14 protein-coding genes are annotated in these 15,320 nt (G+C 65.1%); 7 read left to right on the plus strand and 7 right to left on the minus strand.

Features of this window, described 5'->3' with window-relative positions; translation table 11 throughout:
- Window positions 1–4: 4 nt before the first annotated feature.
- On the minus strand, window positions 5–1,402 hold the full coding sequence (locus ACPPVQ_RS04315) for an ABC transporter substrate-binding protein (protein WP_426518985.1): 1,398 nt from the start codon (window positions 1,400–1,402) through the stop codon (window positions 5–7).
- A gap of 119 nt (window positions 1,403–1,521) precedes the next feature.
- Between ACPPVQ_RS04315 and ACPPVQ_RS04320 the strand changes: the two genes are divergently transcribed.
- The 7 genes from ACPPVQ_RS04320 (at window position 1,522) to ACPPVQ_RS04350 (ending at window position 9,062) form a co-directional block, all read left to right on the plus strand.
- Window positions 1,522–2,574, plus strand: a complete 1,053-nt coding sequence (locus ACPPVQ_RS04320) for a zinc-dependent alcohol dehydrogenase (RefSeq protein WP_426518987.1) — start codon at window positions 1,522–1,524, stop codon at window positions 2,572–2,574.
- Window positions 2,574–3,371, plus strand: coding sequence for a sugar phosphate isomerase/epimerase family protein (locus ACPPVQ_RS04325; RefSeq protein WP_426518989.1), 798 nt, complete (start codon window positions 2,574–2,576; stop codon window positions 3,369–3,371). Before ACPPVQ_RS04320 ends, ACPPVQ_RS04325 begins: the two co-directional genes overlap by 1 nt.
- The gene (locus ACPPVQ_RS04330; protein WP_426518991.1) at window positions 3,368–4,684 is read left to right on the plus strand and encodes an MGH1-like glycoside hydrolase domain-containing protein; all 1,317 of its coding nucleotides are present in this window, start codon (window positions 3,368–3,370) and stop codon (window positions 4,682–4,684) included. Before ACPPVQ_RS04325 ends, ACPPVQ_RS04330 begins: the two co-directional genes overlap by 4 nt.
- Window positions 4,681–5,430 carry a ThuA domain-containing protein gene (locus ACPPVQ_RS04335; protein WP_426518993.1) on the plus strand — a complete coding sequence of 250 codons (750 nt, stop codon included), beginning with the start codon at window positions 4,681–4,683 and terminating at the stop codon, window positions 5,428–5,430. The genes ACPPVQ_RS04330 and ACPPVQ_RS04335 overlap by 4 nt, the downstream gene beginning before the upstream one ends.
- The gene (locus ACPPVQ_RS04340; protein ID WP_426518995.1) at window positions 5,427–6,560 is read left to right on the plus strand and encodes a glycerate kinase; all 1,134 of its coding nucleotides are present in this window, start codon (window positions 5,427–5,429) and stop codon (window positions 6,558–6,560) included. Before ACPPVQ_RS04335 ends, ACPPVQ_RS04340 begins: the two co-directional genes overlap by 4 nt.
- A 421-nt stretch (window positions 6,561–6,981) precedes the next feature.
- Window positions 6,982–7,521, plus strand: a complete 540-nt coding sequence (locus ACPPVQ_RS04345) for a hypothetical protein (protein WP_426518997.1) — start codon at window positions 6,982–6,984, stop codon at window positions 7,519–7,521.
- Between the two features lie 848 nt (window positions 7,522–8,369).
- Window positions 8,370–9,062 (plus strand): hypothetical protein, encoded by a 693-nt coding sequence (locus tag ACPPVQ_RS04350; protein ID WP_426518999.1) that lies wholly within the window; start codon window positions 8,370–8,372, stop codon window positions 9,060–9,062.
- Window positions 9,063–9,109: 47 nt separating this feature from the next.
- On the opposite strand, the gene ACPPVQ_RS04355 is transcribed toward ACPPVQ_RS04350, so the two are convergent.
- Genes ACPPVQ_RS04355 through ACPPVQ_RS04380 form a run of 6 tightly spaced genes read right to left on the minus strand, consistent with a single transcriptional unit; the run spans window position 9,110 to window position 15,250 of the window.
- Window positions 9,110–10,222: a HoxN/HupN/NixA family nickel/cobalt transporter gene (locus tag ACPPVQ_RS04355; protein ID WP_426519001.1), complete on the minus strand. Its 1,113-nt coding sequence runs from the start codon at window positions 10,220–10,222 to the stop codon at window positions 9,110–9,112.
- A 10-nt stretch (window positions 10,223–10,232) separates the two neighbouring features.
- Window positions 10,233–11,312 carry a sulfite oxidase gene (locus ACPPVQ_RS04360; RefSeq protein ID WP_426519003.1) on the minus strand — a complete coding sequence of 360 codons (1,080 nt, stop codon included), beginning with the start codon at window positions 11,310–11,312 and terminating at the stop codon, window positions 10,233–10,235.
- A gap of 24 nt (window positions 11,313–11,336) precedes the next feature.
- Entirely contained in the window at window positions 11,337–12,188 is an 852-nt protein-coding gene (locus ACPPVQ_RS04365; protein WP_426519005.1) for an enoyl-CoA hydratase/isomerase family protein, read from the minus strand.
- Between the two features lie 25 nt (window positions 12,189–12,213).
- On the minus strand, window positions 12,214–13,554 hold the full coding sequence (locus ACPPVQ_RS04370; RefSeq protein ID WP_426519007.1) for a Dyp-type peroxidase: 1,341 nt from the start codon (window positions 13,552–13,554) through the stop codon (window positions 12,214–12,216).
- Between the two features lie 2 nt (window positions 13,555–13,556).
- Entirely contained in the window at window positions 13,557–14,696 is a 1,140-nt protein-coding gene (locus ACPPVQ_RS04375) for a DUF4331 family protein (RefSeq protein WP_426519009.1), read from the minus strand.
- A gap of 5 nt (window positions 14,697–14,701) precedes the next feature.
- The gene (locus ACPPVQ_RS04380; protein WP_426519011.1) at window positions 14,702–15,250 is read right to left on the minus strand and encodes a hypothetical protein; all 549 of its coding nucleotides are present in this window, start codon (window positions 15,248–15,250) and stop codon (window positions 14,702–14,704) included.
- Between the last annotated feature and the right edge of the window lie 70 nt (window positions 15,251–15,320).

Consider the following 15,320-nt stretch of genomic DNA (forward strand, 5'->3'; position numbering starts at 1 on the left):
CGGACTACTTCAACTTCGCCTGCATCTGCTCGACGGCGGTGTTCGCGGCCGATGCGGCATCGCTCGGGCTCGTTCCAGATCCCAGGCTCGCTACGGCCTTCGACACGGGCAGCTGGGTGTTCACCGGTCCGAGAAGCGCACCCTGACCCTGCGGGATCGCCCAGCGGTCGATCTGGGACGGCACCTTGAGGAGTGCGTCGATCGTCGCTGCGTCGTAGATGTCGGAGAGCTTCTTCTTCGTGTCGACTCCGGTCTCGAGGGTCTTCCAGCCGTCGGTGTACTCAGTGGCGTTGGCCTGCGTGCCGGTGCGAAGCGGGAACTTGCCCTCGGGCGCCATTCCTAGCCATTTGAGGTAGCCGTCGGAGAGCATGTACTCGATGAACTTCTCCGACGGGGAGGCGTTGGCCTTCTTCGTCACGAGCCAGCTCGTCGCCTCACCGTAGGTTGCTCCCTGTCCGCCGTCAGGGCCAGCGATGGAGGTGACGATGCCGCTGTTCTTCGCGAGCCAGGTCGGGTCGGATGTGCACTGCGGGCACGTGGGCAGAGCGTCGTTCCGCAGTCCGCCCAGCTCGTCGAGGATGTAGGTCGACCAGTCGACCATTGCGGCCTGTCCGGCGAAGTAGGTGGCGCGGGTCGTGTCGACCGTCTGGGTGCCCGACGGCGAATAGTGCTGCGCGAGCGAGCCGTAGAGGTTCCACGTCTTCTTGCATTCGCTGGATTCGAGGCCGACCTTGCCGCTCTTGTCCACGAGCTGGCAGTTGTTGCCGAGAGCGAGGGATTCGAACGTCTGGGAGGTGAACACGTCCTTCGGGTCGGTCGCCAGGGTTATGCCGTACTGCTTGCCGGAGGTGAGGGTCTTGGCGGCCTTCTCGAGCGCGGCGTACGTGGTAGGCGCCTCCAGTCCGGCCTTCTCGAAGAGGTCTTTGCGGTAGACCAGGATCTGCGCGTACGCCGAGTCCGGAACGGCGAGCTGACGGCTGCCGTCCTGGTCGAGCTTGAGTGCGGACGGCACGAAGGTCTTCTCGTCGAGGTTCTTGACGACATTGGCGGCCGAGTCGGTGTTGAGCAGCTTCTGTGTGTCGAGCTGGCGCACGATCGAGAGGGGGATGGCCCCCATCACATCGGGCAGCTTGCCCGAGATCGCCGCCGATGCGACGAGCTGCGGCACCTGGGCCTCGTCGACGGGGACGAGCTTGACCTTGATGCCGGTCTTTTTCGTGAAAGCGTCGATGACCGTCTGGGTCGTCTTCACGCGGTCGGGCTGGTTCTCTTCCGACCAGACGGTGATCGTCTTGCCGTGATCGTTGCTGCTTCCGCTGTTCGAACAACCGGCGAGCGTGGCAGCGCCGGCGATCAGGAGCGTGGCGCTCGCTACGACTCTCATGGTGCGCGACGTCTTCATCGCGTCTCCTCTCAGGATGGGTGTTTTGAACAGTAGCCCACCTTCTGCATAATGTCTATACACAACTTGTATAGCGACAGTGCTAATGTTGCAAAACCAATAAACGGAAGGAACCAACGATGAACAGCCTTCTCCGTTTCTCGGCGCCCCACACCGTCGAAATCGTCGACGCGCCGCGGATCGAACTCCAGCCCGGACAGGTAAGGGTACGCACCCTCTACTCGGGCATCTCCGCGGGAACAGAACTCACCGCATACCGCGGCACGAACCCGTACCTGACCTCGGAATGGGACCCGGACATCCGGCTCTTCCGTGGCGCCTCCGGCGACAACCGGCTCGCCTACCCGCTCGATGGCTGGGGCTACTCCGAGGTCGGCGAAGTCGTCGAGATCGCAGCTCCGGGGTCGGAGCTTCCCGCCGATGCGCCCCGTGTCGGCGACAGGGTCTGGGGCATCTGGGGTCACCGTGCCGAAGGTGTGCTCAGCCTCGAGGCTCTGCGCGGGCACGTGCTGCCGCCCCACCTCGACCCGCTCTCTGCTGCCTTCGTGCGGGTCGGCGCCATCGCGCTCAACGGCGTGCTCGCCGCCGACCTCGGTGTCGGGTCGACGGTCGTCATCCTCGGGCAGGGCGTCATCGGCCTGCTCGCCACCCGGTTCGCGACCCTCAACGGCGCGACGGTCATCGCGGTCGACGGGATCCCGCAGCGTCGCGAGGCCGCGACACGCTGGGGCGCCACTCATGTACTGCCGCCCGATGAGAATCTCGCTTTCGCAATCAGGGAGCTCACCGGCGGTGCCGGCGCCGACACCGCGATCGAACTGAGCGGCAACTACCACGCGCTGCACTCGGCGATCCGTGCCGTCGGCGCTGATGGGACGGTCGTCGCATCAGGGTTCTACCAGGGCGCTGCCGGCCCGCTTCGGCTCGGTGAAGAATTCCACCACAACCGTGTGCAGCTCCTGGCCTCGCAGATCGGTTCCGTCCCCAACCGACTTCGTGCACGCTGGGATGTGCCGCGCCTCCAGCGCACCGTCGTCGATGCACTGGCCGACGGCCGGCTCCACGCAGCCGAGCTGGTCACCCACACCTACCGCATCGAAGACGCGGCCGAGGCGTATCGCCTGCTCGACACCGACCCGTCCGCGGCCCTCCAGGTGGTGTTGGAGTTCTGATGAACAAGATCACTGTTCAGGAGCAGCATATTCCCGGCGACAGCCTGGAGGAGAAGTTCGACACCGCACTCGACTGGGGGTTCGACGGGATCGAACTGCGTAGCCGCGGCGAATTTGCCTTCGCGAATCGACTGCCCGACCTGAAGCGCGCACGCGCTGCGGGAGTCGTCATGCCGACGGCCTGCGTCGAGATGTCGCACTTCATCGGCGCGTTCGAGCCTGACCTGCGCGAGGACGCGATCGCCCAGCTTTCATCCCAGCTGTCCGTGATGGCCGAGATCGGAGGCGTCGGCGTCATGACGCCGGGGTCCTACGGGATGTTCTCGCGGCGCCTGCCTCCCTTCGAGCCTCCGCGTTCGCCCGCGGAGGATCACAGCATCCTCATCGATGCGCTCGGTCGCCTCGGTGACCATGCGGAGCGCGAAGGCGTCGAACTCTTCCTGGAGCCGCTCAACCGTTACGAGGACTACCTCGTGAACACACTCGCCGGTGCCGCTGGCCTTATCGAAGAGGTCGGATCCCCTGCCGTCAAGATCGTGGCGGACACCTACCACATGAACATCGAAGAGGCGGATCCGGCAGCCGCGCTCCTCGCCGTCGCCCCTCACATCGGACATCTGCAGGCGAGCGACTCGAACCGCCTGGAGCCGGGCGCCGGCCACGTCGACTGGGCATTGTTCGGCGCTACGGTGAACGCGATCGGCTACGAACGCTCCATCGCGATCGAGAGCAGGCTCTCGGGCGAGGCGTCGGAGGTACTGCCGACCGTTCCCCCGCTTCTCCGGCGGTACCTGTGAACCCCCTCGAGTCCGCTGCAGCGGCCGTGCTGATCGGCAACTGGCGCGGCAGCTACACCGTCCCGGCCGGCGGACTCTACCCGCACCAGTGGAGCTGGGACTCGGCCTTCATCGCGATCGGGCTGCGGCACCTTTCGCCGCGGCGGGCGCAACAGGAGCTGGACACCATCCTCAGCGCCCAGTGGGCGGATGGCAGGCTTCCTCAGATCGTCTTCCACTCCGGACGCGACGACGGATATTCGCCCGGAGCGAGCTTCTGGCAGAGCAGCAGCATCCCCGGCTCGTCGGCGGTGCAGTCGGCCGGACTCATCCAGCCGCCCAACCATGCGCTGGCTGTTCTCCTGGTCCACGAAGCGGATGCCGTCGCATCGGAGCGCCGCAGATTCCTGGAGCGCGCGTATCTCCGGCTCGTGCGCTGGCACGAGTACCTGCGCACCCGGCGCGGCGGCGACGAAGGGCTCGCTCGCATCGTCCACCCCTGGGAGAGCGGGATGGACAACTCCCCGTATTGGGATGCCTGCCTCGCGGGCATGACCCAGACCTACGACAACGACATCCCGCGCCCGGACCTGATGCATGCGAGCCCCGAGCAGCGCCCGTCGAACCACGAATACGGCAAATACCTCTACCTGGCCGCGCGATACCGCGATCACGGCTGCGACGACGCGGATGCGGACTTCCCCTTCCAGTTCGAAGACCCTGCGTTCAACGCGCTCTGGGCACGCTCTGAACTGGCGCTCGCGACTATCGCCGAGTTGATCGGGGCGGACCCCGAGCCGCACCGTTCCGAGGCGCGTCGGATCTCGACCGCCCTGGAAGCGCTCTGGTCGGAGGACCTCGGCTGTTACGTCGCGCGCAATACACTCACCGGCGGGTTGGAGGAATTCAGGACCGTCTCCGGACTCGTTCCGCTGCTACTGCCCTCGTCGCCTCATACCGGCGACCTCCTCGATCTTCTCCGTGGGCCCCACTTCCGGTTGGGTCAGGTTGCAATGGTTCCCAGCCACGATCTCACGGCTGCGACCTTTGACTCGGCCCGCTACTGGCGCGGACCGTCGTGGTTCAACATCGCCTGGCTGATCGCCGAGGCGTTGTTCGAGCGCGGGTTCACCGAAGAGGCCGAACGGCTGTCGCGCAACATGGACGAGGGAGCTCTCGCCCACGATTTCCCGGAATACCTCGACCCGTACTCATTCGCGCCACGCGGCACGCGAAAATTCAGCTGGACCGCAGCGCTTTCCCTCGATCTCTCGAAGAGGCTGGAGGCATCGCGGAGCGCGCGAGTGGCCGAGGAAGCCGAGGTGGCTCGATGACGTTCGCCGCCACCGTGTGGAACGAGAACATCCACGAGGTGCTTGAGCCGCACATCATGCCGTTCTATCCGGCGGGCATCCACGGTGCCGTCGCCGATGCGCTCTATGAACAGCTCGGCGATGCCGTCACCGTGCACACAGCAACCCTGGACCAGGAGGAGCACGGACTGACTGAGTCCGTGCTCGCGAACACTGACGTCCTGTTCTGGTGGGGCCATCTCGGGCACGATCGTGTGGACGATGCGATCGTCGAGCGCGTCCAGCGCCAGGTTCTCAGCGGAATGGGCCTCGTCGTCCTGCACTCCGGTCATTTCTCTAAGATCTTCACCCGGCTGCTCGGGACGACGTGCTCACTCGCTTGGCGCGACGACGCCGACCGTGAGGTCGTCTGGACGACGGCGCCCGGTCATCCGATCGCGAAGGGTGTTCCCTCCCCTCTGGTGATCGAGCACCATGAGACGTATGGCGAGTTCTTCGACGTTCCCGAACCGGAAGAGACCGTCTTCATCAGCTCGTTCAGCGGCGGCGAGGTGTTCCGTTCGGGGCTCACCTACCGACGCGGTCGGGGACGCATCTTCTACTTCAGCCCCGGCGACCAGAAGTATCCGGTCTATCTGCACCCAGATGTGCGGCGAGTGCTCGGAAACGCTGCGCGCTGGGCGGCGGGCGACGACTTCCGCCGCGTTCCGGCCGTGAGCCACCCCGCGCTCGGCGAACTCATCGAGACGGCGGCCCGCCGCCGATGACGAACCGGCCATTACGGGTGGTCGTTGCGCCGGACTCCTTCAAGGGGTCGGCGACCGCTTCTGCCGTCGCGCACGCGATCGCGGATGGCTGGCGCTCGGTGCGCCCGGGCGACGACATCCTGTCTCTGCCGATGGCCGATGGCGGCGAGGGAACGGTCGACGCGTTCGCCGATGTCGACGGCGCGATCGTGGTGACGACGACGGTGGAGGGGCCGGACGGTCTGCTGGTCGATGCGCGGTGGGTGCGGCTTCCTGCGAGTGCGGATGCTCCCGACGGGACCGCGGTGGTCGAGATCGCCGGGACGAGCGGGCTCGGGCTGCTCGATCCGCTTCTGCCGCTCGACGCCCACACGCGCGGCCTCGGGCAGGCCATCGGTGCGGCGCTCGATTCCGGGGTGTCGCGCATCCTCGTCGGTTTGGGCGGGAGTGCGTCGACCGACGGCGGGGCCGGCGCCCTGCAAGCGCTGGGGGCGCGGCTCCTGTCCGACGACGGCACGGACGTTCCCGGCGGCGGCCGGGGCCTCGGCGCGCTAGCAACGGTTGATCTCTCCCTGCTCCGCCGCCTTCCGCCTCGCGGCGTCGTCGTCCTCACGGACGTGCGGAACCCGCTGCTCGGCGCCCGTGGCGCAGCAGGCGTCTTCGCTCCGCAGAAAGGCGCCACGGCCGCGGATGTTGTCGTCATAGAAGCGAACCTCCGTCGATTCCGCGACTGCGCCGCCGCGGACGACGCCACTGCTTCGGCGCTGAGCGAGGAGCCCGGCGCCGGTGCGGCAGGGGGAACAGGTTTCGGGCTCATGCTGTGGGGCGCATCCGTCCGCTCCGGAGCGACCGAGATCGCCGAACGCGTCGGCTTGCCGGCGGCACTCGCGGATGCGGACATCGTCATCACCGGCGAGGGCCGCTTCGATGCGCAGACGAGCGAAGGCAAGGTCGCATCGCACGTCGTCGGCCTGGCGAGGGCCGCGGGCGTGCCTGTGCTGCTCGTCGCTGGGTCGATCGCGGCGCATCCGGGGATGTTCGCCGACCACGCCGAGCTGGCCGGACTCGCCGGGTCGGCGACCGAATCGTTCGAGCATCCCGAGCAGTGGGCGAGCAGGGCAGGAGCAGAACTCGCCGCCCGCTTGCGCTGACCCCTTTTCAGCTATATACGCCACGGACCGCCAGATCTTCGACTCAGGAGTCCTGACTTATCGAGCGACAACCTCGTGATCACATCACGAGAACGGCGAACGGTGCCAGCTCCAACTGATGGATCGACTTCGATCACATGGCCCATCCGCGCCACCCCGCCTCGGCCGATTGACGGACCGTGTTCGCAATTGATATGCAATCGACGGGGTCTATAAAACTGACGGAGGTTGCCAACGTCGCGCTTGCCTGCGTGCGGGATGGCGACGACGTCAGCGACGTGGTGAAACGACTGAATGACTCACCATCACCTCCCCGGCCCGATGACTCGATAGCGGAACATGGAGACGATTGGTTAGCGTTGCGACCACGACCAATATGGTTGCACGTCAACACACCCCATGGAAAGGGCCACCCACGACTGTGAAGAGACCCATCGCGATCATCTCCGCTACCGCGCTCGTTGCGGTCGGATTGCTCCTCACGGGCTGCTCCGATCCCAGCCCTGCTCCGAGCGCCGACCCCACGACGTCGAGTCCGGCTCCGACGTCGACTCCCGATAACGGGCCGACCATTCTGGCGTTCGGCGAGAACATGACATACAAAGACGGTGTTGCCATCACGGTGTCGGCTCCCGAGGCATACACCCCACCCTCGTACGACGTGGGCGCTACTCACCCTCCGTACGTCATCTTCACCCTCACGATCACGAATGGCTCCTCCGAGAACCTGAGCCCGCTCGCCTCCCCGCAGGTCAGCTCGGCTGGAGGATTCGCGACCCAGATCCTCCACGCCGGTGACGCGGGCGGTCCCGTGGCGTATGCACCCACCGACGTGATCCTGCCGGGCGGCTCGGTTACGTGGCAGGAGGCGTTCGCTGTCAACGACGCCTCGCAGCTCACTCTTCAGGTGTCGCCAGAGCCCATCACCTATACCGCCGTCGTCTACACGAACACAAAATAAAACCAGACTCCAGCCTGCATTCGGAGTGGGTGACTCGCTGGCCAAAGCCTCCCTCCTGGTCGGCCCAATATTCCGCACTGTGCTCCGGAAGACCTACGCAGACAAAGCCGCATCGGAAGTGTTCTTGAAGAAGTGCGACCTGAAATGGACCCTCGAATATCGCAGAGCATTGAACGACCGGGACAGCACCCGGTACGCCGCGGTCACCCTCGAGGATGCCCGAAAATTGCCCATCGTTCCCTCGACGTCCCGGACGAACGTCGCTGCGTTACTGCTCCATTCTGCTGTTCAGGACAGCTTTGTCCGTCAAACCGTCGTCGTAACCGACGCTAAATAGGCCATCGAACGCCCACCAAACAAGTCGTCGGATGCCGCCCCAGGTGCGCGCGAAATCACCTGCCTCTGGTCACTACCGGGAGCGTTACCGGCAGTTCCGAGTCTCAGGCCGGTAGGTACGGCGACGTCCGCGACGCTCCCAGTGGCGTTCGACATCATCTACAACATTTCGCTCACCTGAGGGCTGAAGCCGGGGGAAGATGCGTGTCCCGCCCTCCGCGGCGGGACACGTGGCCGTCTTAGTCCGTGACCTTTGCGGGTTCCGAGCAGCCGTCCGTTCGGTGAGGCGCAGAAAACCTGCTTCACCTCACTGAGCCTGGGCCATAGCAAGCGAGCCGCGTGAAGATAAAGTTGTAACTCTCCTGAAGGCCAATCGAGCAGGAGATTGCCGCCAGCGAAAGATTCAGGACGCTGTCGAGTGGGTCGCGGCAGAGACAGCCACGGAGGCCGACAATGCGAAGAACCTGTGATCGCAGAACTGCCCACGCGGAACCACCGCTGAAAGGCCCGCCATGGTGACCGACCGCCCAGGGCTCGCGCAGGAGCCCGGGGTGCTCGGCAATGAGCGGCTGACCGCGCTCGCCGGGGCGGTCATCCTGGTGCTGAGCGTGATCGAGATGATCACCGTCGCCGCACTGCACAGTCTGATGGCAGCGCATATCGTCGTCGGCACCCTTCTGGCAGGGCCGGTGATCGTCAAGTTGGCAAGCACGGGTTGGCGCTTCGTGCGCTACTACACCCATGCCCCGGCCTACCGCCGCAAAGGCCCACCACGCCTGCTGCCCAGGGTGCTCGCCCCCGTGCTGGTCGCTTCCACGCTGGGGGTGATCGGCAGTGGCATCGCTCTGGCGATTACGGGGCCAGCCCCCCGGGCCCTCATCGTCATCCACGTCCTCAGCTTCCTGGTCTGGATGGTCACCCTTGCCATCCACCTCGTCGCTTATCTTCCGAGAGCCCTACGGTTGATCGCCGACGACCTGTCCCGGCGGCCCACCCCGCCGGGAGTACCCGGGCGAAACACCCGACTGTCGGCCACCTTCGGGGGCCTCGCAATCGGGGCGGTGGGTGCTGCGCTCCTCGTGCCGGCTATTCCGGCGTGGACCGCGTGGGGCGCCGCGGACGGCACCAAATTCCTCATCGTCGCCGCCATCGCGGCACTCATCGGAGCAGCGCTTGCTCGGTTCAGCCGAGCCAAGGAAGGCTGAGGCCGGCTGGAGTAGGGGCGGTGCAAACGCGGCTCTCGCCCGCGACCCTAGGGCTGCAACGTCTCGTCACGCGGGCTGGCCGACCATTTTTCCTCGATGCGCCCGTACTTCCAGATGGTGACAGCGAGAATCCACACAAACGCGAAGACGAGGACGACGAGATAGCCGGCGTTGTTGAGATTCACCTGACCGATGATTGCCATCGGCCCTGTGGTGATTCCTGCTTTGTCGTCCACGACGGACACGAGTTCGATGGTGCCGATGACCAGGGCCACGGTCACGGACAGGGCGGTGATGACGAGGTTGTAGTAGATCTTCCTGACCGGACGCGCGAATGCCCACCCGTACGCGAAGTTCATGAAGCAGCCGTCGAGGGAATCCAGCAGACTCATCCCGGCCGCGAACAGGATCGGCAGGGTCAGAATCGCATACCAGGGAAGTGCAAAGGCTGCGGCGCCGCCTGCGAGGACGAGCAGGCTCACCTCGGTGGCGGTGTCGAAGCCCAGCCCGAAGAGCAGTCCGACAAGGTACATCTGCCAGGGCTTCGTGATGACCCGGGTCGCGCGGCCGAAGAACCGGTTCACCAAGCCGCGGCTGCTCAACTGCTTTTCGAGGGCGGCCTCGTCATAGTCCCCATTTCGCAAGCGTCGGAAACCTTTGAGGATCCCCACAAGGACGATGAGGTTCAGGATCCCAATGATCCAGAGGAACACACCAGAGACACTGGTGCCTATGACGGAGAGGATGCTGTGCAGGGCGGACGCGTCGGAGTCGACCTGATTCGCCAGCATTCGGATTCCGGCAGCGAGAAGGAGGCAGAGTCCGAAAACGATACTGGAGTGCCCGAGGGAGAACCAGAATCCGACCGATAGAGGCCGTTTGCCGCCGGTCATGAGCTTGCGCGTGGTGTTGTCGATGGCCGCGATGTGGTCAGCGTCGAAAGCGTGGCGCAGCCCGAGGATGTAGGCGGTCACACCGAGCCCGATCCCGAAGCTCTGTCCGGAGTCGAGCCGGAGGTTCTGCGGGGCCACCACCCCGGCGAGAACTCCCCAACCGACGAGATGCAGCGCGACGACGGTGCTGGTCATCGTCGCCACCGAGATCCATTCGCGGCCGGTGAGGGCACCCCTGATCGCTCGGAGCCGGGAGGTCACTGACATGCGCCCGATCTCAGATGACGTCGACGTAGACCACCTCGATAGCGTTGTTGCCGTAGCCGAGCCGGTTCCACGGCGGCACTTCCGGCTGTACGTTGCCGGCTGCGTCTGTAGCCCTGACCCGCACGGTATGGCGCCCGACGTCGGTTGCTTCCCAATCGAATGACCAGTCCTGCCATTGGTACGGGCCGGACGGGGGCTCGAGCTTGGCCGCATACCACTCGCCTGCTCCGGTGAGACTGACATCGACCCGGACCACAGGCCCAGCACCGGACCACGCTTTGCCGCGCACCGCATGGCTGCCGGCGGCGATAGTGGATCCGGCGGCCGGCGTGGTCATGCGGGCTCGCACGCGCATGATGTCGACGGGCTCCGGCGGGCGGTCGGGCCACTCGTACATATAGTGGCCGGTCTGGAATTCGCCGGCATAGGGCTCGGTGAGGACATCGATCCGCTTGAGCCATTTCACGGATGCAACGGCATACCAGTGCGGAACGACGAGGCGGAACGGCGCCCCATGGTCCTGGCCCAGGGGCTCGCCGTTCATCTCATATGCGATGAGCATCTCTGCGTTCGGATCGAGGGCTTGAACCAGCGGCAGGGCACGGACGAATGTCAGGTTGTTCCTGTCTGTGTCGGCGAGCACCGGGTTGAGGTGGTACGGGCCATGGTCGGCGCCTTCGAAACGCACGTCGACGCCGGTCGCCGACGGACTCGTCTGTGCCAGCACTTCGTGCAGGTAGACGCCCTTCCAGCGCGCGGTCGATACGGCGTAGTCGCCCCACGGCTCCCCGGTCGGCAGCGGCCTCATTGCCGGCCGCCCGTTCCCTGCGCACTCAAGGGTCACCGCAGCCTCGTGCGCTGGCATCGCGCGCAAGTCGTCCAGCGTCAATGTGATCGGCGTCTGTACCGCTCCGCCGATCTGAAGTGTTCCGTCATGCTCTGGAAGTGGAAAGTTGCTGCGTACGTAGTGGAATTCGGTGGGGGTGATCTCGGTGGCGAGCGCCGCGGCGGGAGCCTCGGCGTTGTACGGAGCCGGATTGATCATCTGTAGGGCGGCACGCTCGGCGGCGAGTTCATCGGTCAGTGACATGGCACATCCTCCTCGTAAGCTGGATCAGAAGTCGGCGTCAAGGAATACGGGGTCGCGATCATCGTTGAAGGCGCCGATGCCTTCAATTCGGTCAGGATGAATGGCCGAGCGCCAGTGCGCGTCCATCATGATCGCGATTGCTTCCTCAATCGGTTGTCCCTCCCCGAGTTGCACGGCACGTTTGACGGCCTGAACCGCCGTCGGCGAGTTGCCAGCGATCTTCTCGGCGATCCGTTCCGCGGCGTCAGCGAGCTCGTGCGGGCTGTGGATCTCGTTGACAAGGCCGAGGCGGTACGCTTCGGCTGCGGTGATCGGGTCGCCCGTCATCAGCATCTGCAAGGCCATCCCTGTTCCGACGCGACGCGGCAGGAACACCGGCGACCCGCCGCCGGCCGACAGTCCGAGCATCGCCTCGGGCTGACCGAAGGTGGCGTTCTCGGACGCGATGATGAAGTCGCAACTCTGGGCGAGTTCGCATCCGCCGCCGTAGGCGATCCCATTGACAGCAGCGAAGAGCGGCTTACGCAGTTGACGGACGGTGTACAGCGTGTGATCGAAGGCCTGGCGCTGGCGGAGCCAACCCTCCTTCGTCATGGACTTGCGCTCACGGAGATCGCTGCCGACCGAGAACGCCCGGTCACCGGCGCCGGTGAGGATGACGACACGGACCCTCGTCTGCACGGCAACGGTTTCCACGATCTCGGTCAGTCGAACACCCATCTCGGTCGAGATCGCGTTGTCCGCGTGCGGCCGGTTGAGCGTGATCAGCGCAATCTGGTCGTCCTTGAGGTAGTCGAGGAGAACGGGCGACTCCGGTTCCTCGGCTTCGGCGTCAGGCGGGGCGAAGTCGAGTTTCTTCCAGCGGTCGGTGCTCATTTTTCGGTCTCCTTGGTCGAGACGGTCACGGCAGGTCCGCGAGCCAGCGCATGGCCGACAGGCTCGGAGCGAAGAAGTATTCGCCTCCGCGTGTGGTTACGAACGGCGGAACGTCCTGCAGCCGTCGCCGGATCGGTCGCTGGGGAATGGTGAAGTCGGTCGCATGTCCGTTTGCTCCCACAAGAGGGTCTGCCTCATTGGGGGCACCGATGAAGATCCCGTCGTTGAGCCACTGCGTCTTGACGAATTCGAACTGTCGCTTGATGTGCGCGCCGACGAAGACGAAGATGATGCCCCGGTCGGCGCCGTCGTCCTCCAACACCCCATCGGGAAGCGTGGGACCGTAGCTGGTGCCGCGCCGGATCATGCGGTGCAGGCGGGTGTCGACACTGCTTTCACCGTCGAACGAGTCGCGCGGATTGGCTCGTCGGGCGTGGGCGCCCACGGGGCATTTGAAACCACGCGGGTCATCTCCATAGAGGAAGTCGTTGTTGCGATGCGGGTCGCCGCCGAGCTCCGGATCGCCGTGGTCCGGCGACAGCGCGAGCGGGGTCCCGTCGTGCCAACGGCCCACCATTTTCGCACCGAGCATCGCCTCCTCCGCACGGTTGGCGGCCTTCGCGTGGAGGTATTGCCGGTAGGCCGCCACCTTGGTGTGCAACTTCCGGAAGACGACATAGGTGCCGTTTCGGCCGAGAACATCGGGTGTTGGCATAGGCGGCAGTTCGCCCGTCTCGTCCGGGTAGCCGAGGATGATCTCGCCCGCCTTGAGCGGTCGCTCATGCGGATTCGTTGGCGGCCTCCCGCTGCCCTCAACAGTCGGTTGACCAATGCCGTCTTTGAAGCCGAACGAGGTGCGCCCCGTCGGGAGCTGATAGCAGTCCTGCCGCCAGACAACGGTGATGCCGTCGAGCTCCTGGTGCGCGCGACGGGCCCGCTCTGCGACGGCCTCAAGGTGGGCGGCGTCGGGGGAAAGGACGGCGATCGCCACGTGCACGTCGGATGTACCGAACGGTTTTTCCCAGTGTTCCGGGCTGCTCTCGCCGACGTCGCCCAGGTGTTCCGCGCGAGCGGCCATTCCCTCGCGGAATTCAAGGGAGAAGCTGTCCAGCGATGTTTGCGGGACTCCGAGCGCTTTGAGACCGTGATACGTGAACGCGACGGTGATCCACGCATCCTTTCCGGGATCGGAGGAGGGCACCCCCGAATCGACCACGTCCACGAGCCGTCGGACCAGTTCTCGTCCGTCCGCGGGATCATCGATCCGCAACATCAGGTAGGCGCCGACGTAGGGGGACGGACGCTCGTGCAGCGCGCCGCTCTGAATGTCTGTGAGCTCGAGTGTCACGTTTTCGGCTGTAGGCATCTTCAGTGATGTTCCGGCTTTTCGGGCGGAGTGGGGTTGGGGGGTGAAAGGTAGGGGAAGCTTCGCGAGGCGGGCCGCGTGGACTTGTCGACCCCGTCGCTGATGATGGGCCCGTTGCCGGCGTTGATGAACGTCGTAAAAAAGGCGTCCATGACGTCGTCGTTGATTGTTCGACCGCCACAGGTCTGGTGGCCTCGGCTCCCGAGGGCGGCGAGCTCGATCTCGAGGAACGAGCCCTTCTCCTGGTAAGGCTTGGTGACATCGACGACCAGGTAGTCAGCGAGCACGAGCTCGGTCAGCGGATGGACCGTGCCGTTCAGCGGCCAATCCGTCTTCCCGTCGAGGCCGTCCCAGAAGGCGAGGTTCGCATTGAGTCGTGCCCGGTAGGCGCCCTCGTAGCCGTGCTGGATGTGGAACGCGTCCTCCATGTTGTACAGGTCGCGGATTTCAAGGTCTTGATTGACCGGATCGAACTGCTTGGCCGCAAGGAGCAAGTTCTTCACCTCGGGTCGCCCGACCCGTTCGATCCGCACGTTGAACGTGCCGCGCGTCAGGGTCTCTGCGACGACGCCGACCAGCGTCGCGCCGCCGAGCAGAGCGGTGTCGATCTCGACGACCAGACCGAGGATGTTCTTGCCGTCCATGTAGATCGCCCCCAGCTCCGCGAAGGCGAGCTGACCCGTCGCAACCGTCTTCAGCGCGGCTGGAGCATCCAGGATGAACGGATCCCACCGTGCACCAGCGAAGACCCGCACGCCGTGTCCGGAACCGCCCGCTTCGTCGTTGACGCGGAACGAGACCCTCTCACCTGACGGGGTGGTGCAGGTCCCCTCCTGCTGGAAAGGTTGGTCATCCTGAATCGTCGGCGGAGAGAACACGCAATCGAACACGAACTCCTCAGCGCCGTGTTCGGGACCTGCATTGAACGGCGGCTGACCTCCAGGAGGATTGGCTGTGAGCGGTCGTACACGGAACCGGTAGATGAGGCCCTCGGAGAGCGCATTGGAGACTTTCGCGAAGGGCAGGGTGTTCATCACGAGGACGAGATGTCCTGGGCGCTCCGGGCTCGGAAAGGCATAGACGTCCGTGATGTCGGCGATGGCGTTGGCCAACGCGCGGGGGCCCGAGATGTGATCCGACACGAACCTCAGTCTCCAGCCTCGTCGAGGAGGGGCTGTAAGGCGGGATGCTGAAGGGCTGCGGCAGCGTCAGGGTGGTCGAGTACGCGCTGGAAGGCGGCGGCCACTCGCTCCGCCTTGCGGATCTCCTTCACAGTGCCGGGATAGTTACGGGCATACGCCGCAGCGCTCCGCTGCGCGCCGAGGATGAACGCCTTCTCTGCGGCCAGGTCGGGCAAACCCCCGTAGCTTTCCGTGTGCTTGAAAATGACATCAAACAGCTCCAATGTCGGTCCGGAGTTGAAGAAGTCTTCCATGTAGGAATCCCAGGGCCCATCGAAGCTCGTAATGAAGGCGAGTCGCGTGTCGTCATCAAAAAGCACGAACCGCGCTTCGTGAATCGTCGCAACCGCCATCCCGTAATCCCCTGGACGGTAGCCAGGAGTCTTCATCAACTCGTTCAAGGCAGCCCGCAGAGAGTCGCCCATTCCTTCCTTGACTCGGAAGAAGAGGCTGAACTCGCTAGTCGGGCCAACGCCGACGCCGGGACCCGGCGACTGTTCTGAGGAGGGTGCCACGTGTGCTCCTTCGATGATGTTCAACAAGCATGAAACGTCCACCCAAGCATCACGTCACCCCAATGGGGTG

Origin of the sequence: Leifsonia sp. McL0618 (genome assembly GCF_049994905.1) — a bacterium.
Taxonomy (GTDB): domain Bacteria; phylum Actinomycetota; class Actinomycetes; order Actinomycetales; family Microbacteriaceae; genus Diaminobutyricibacter.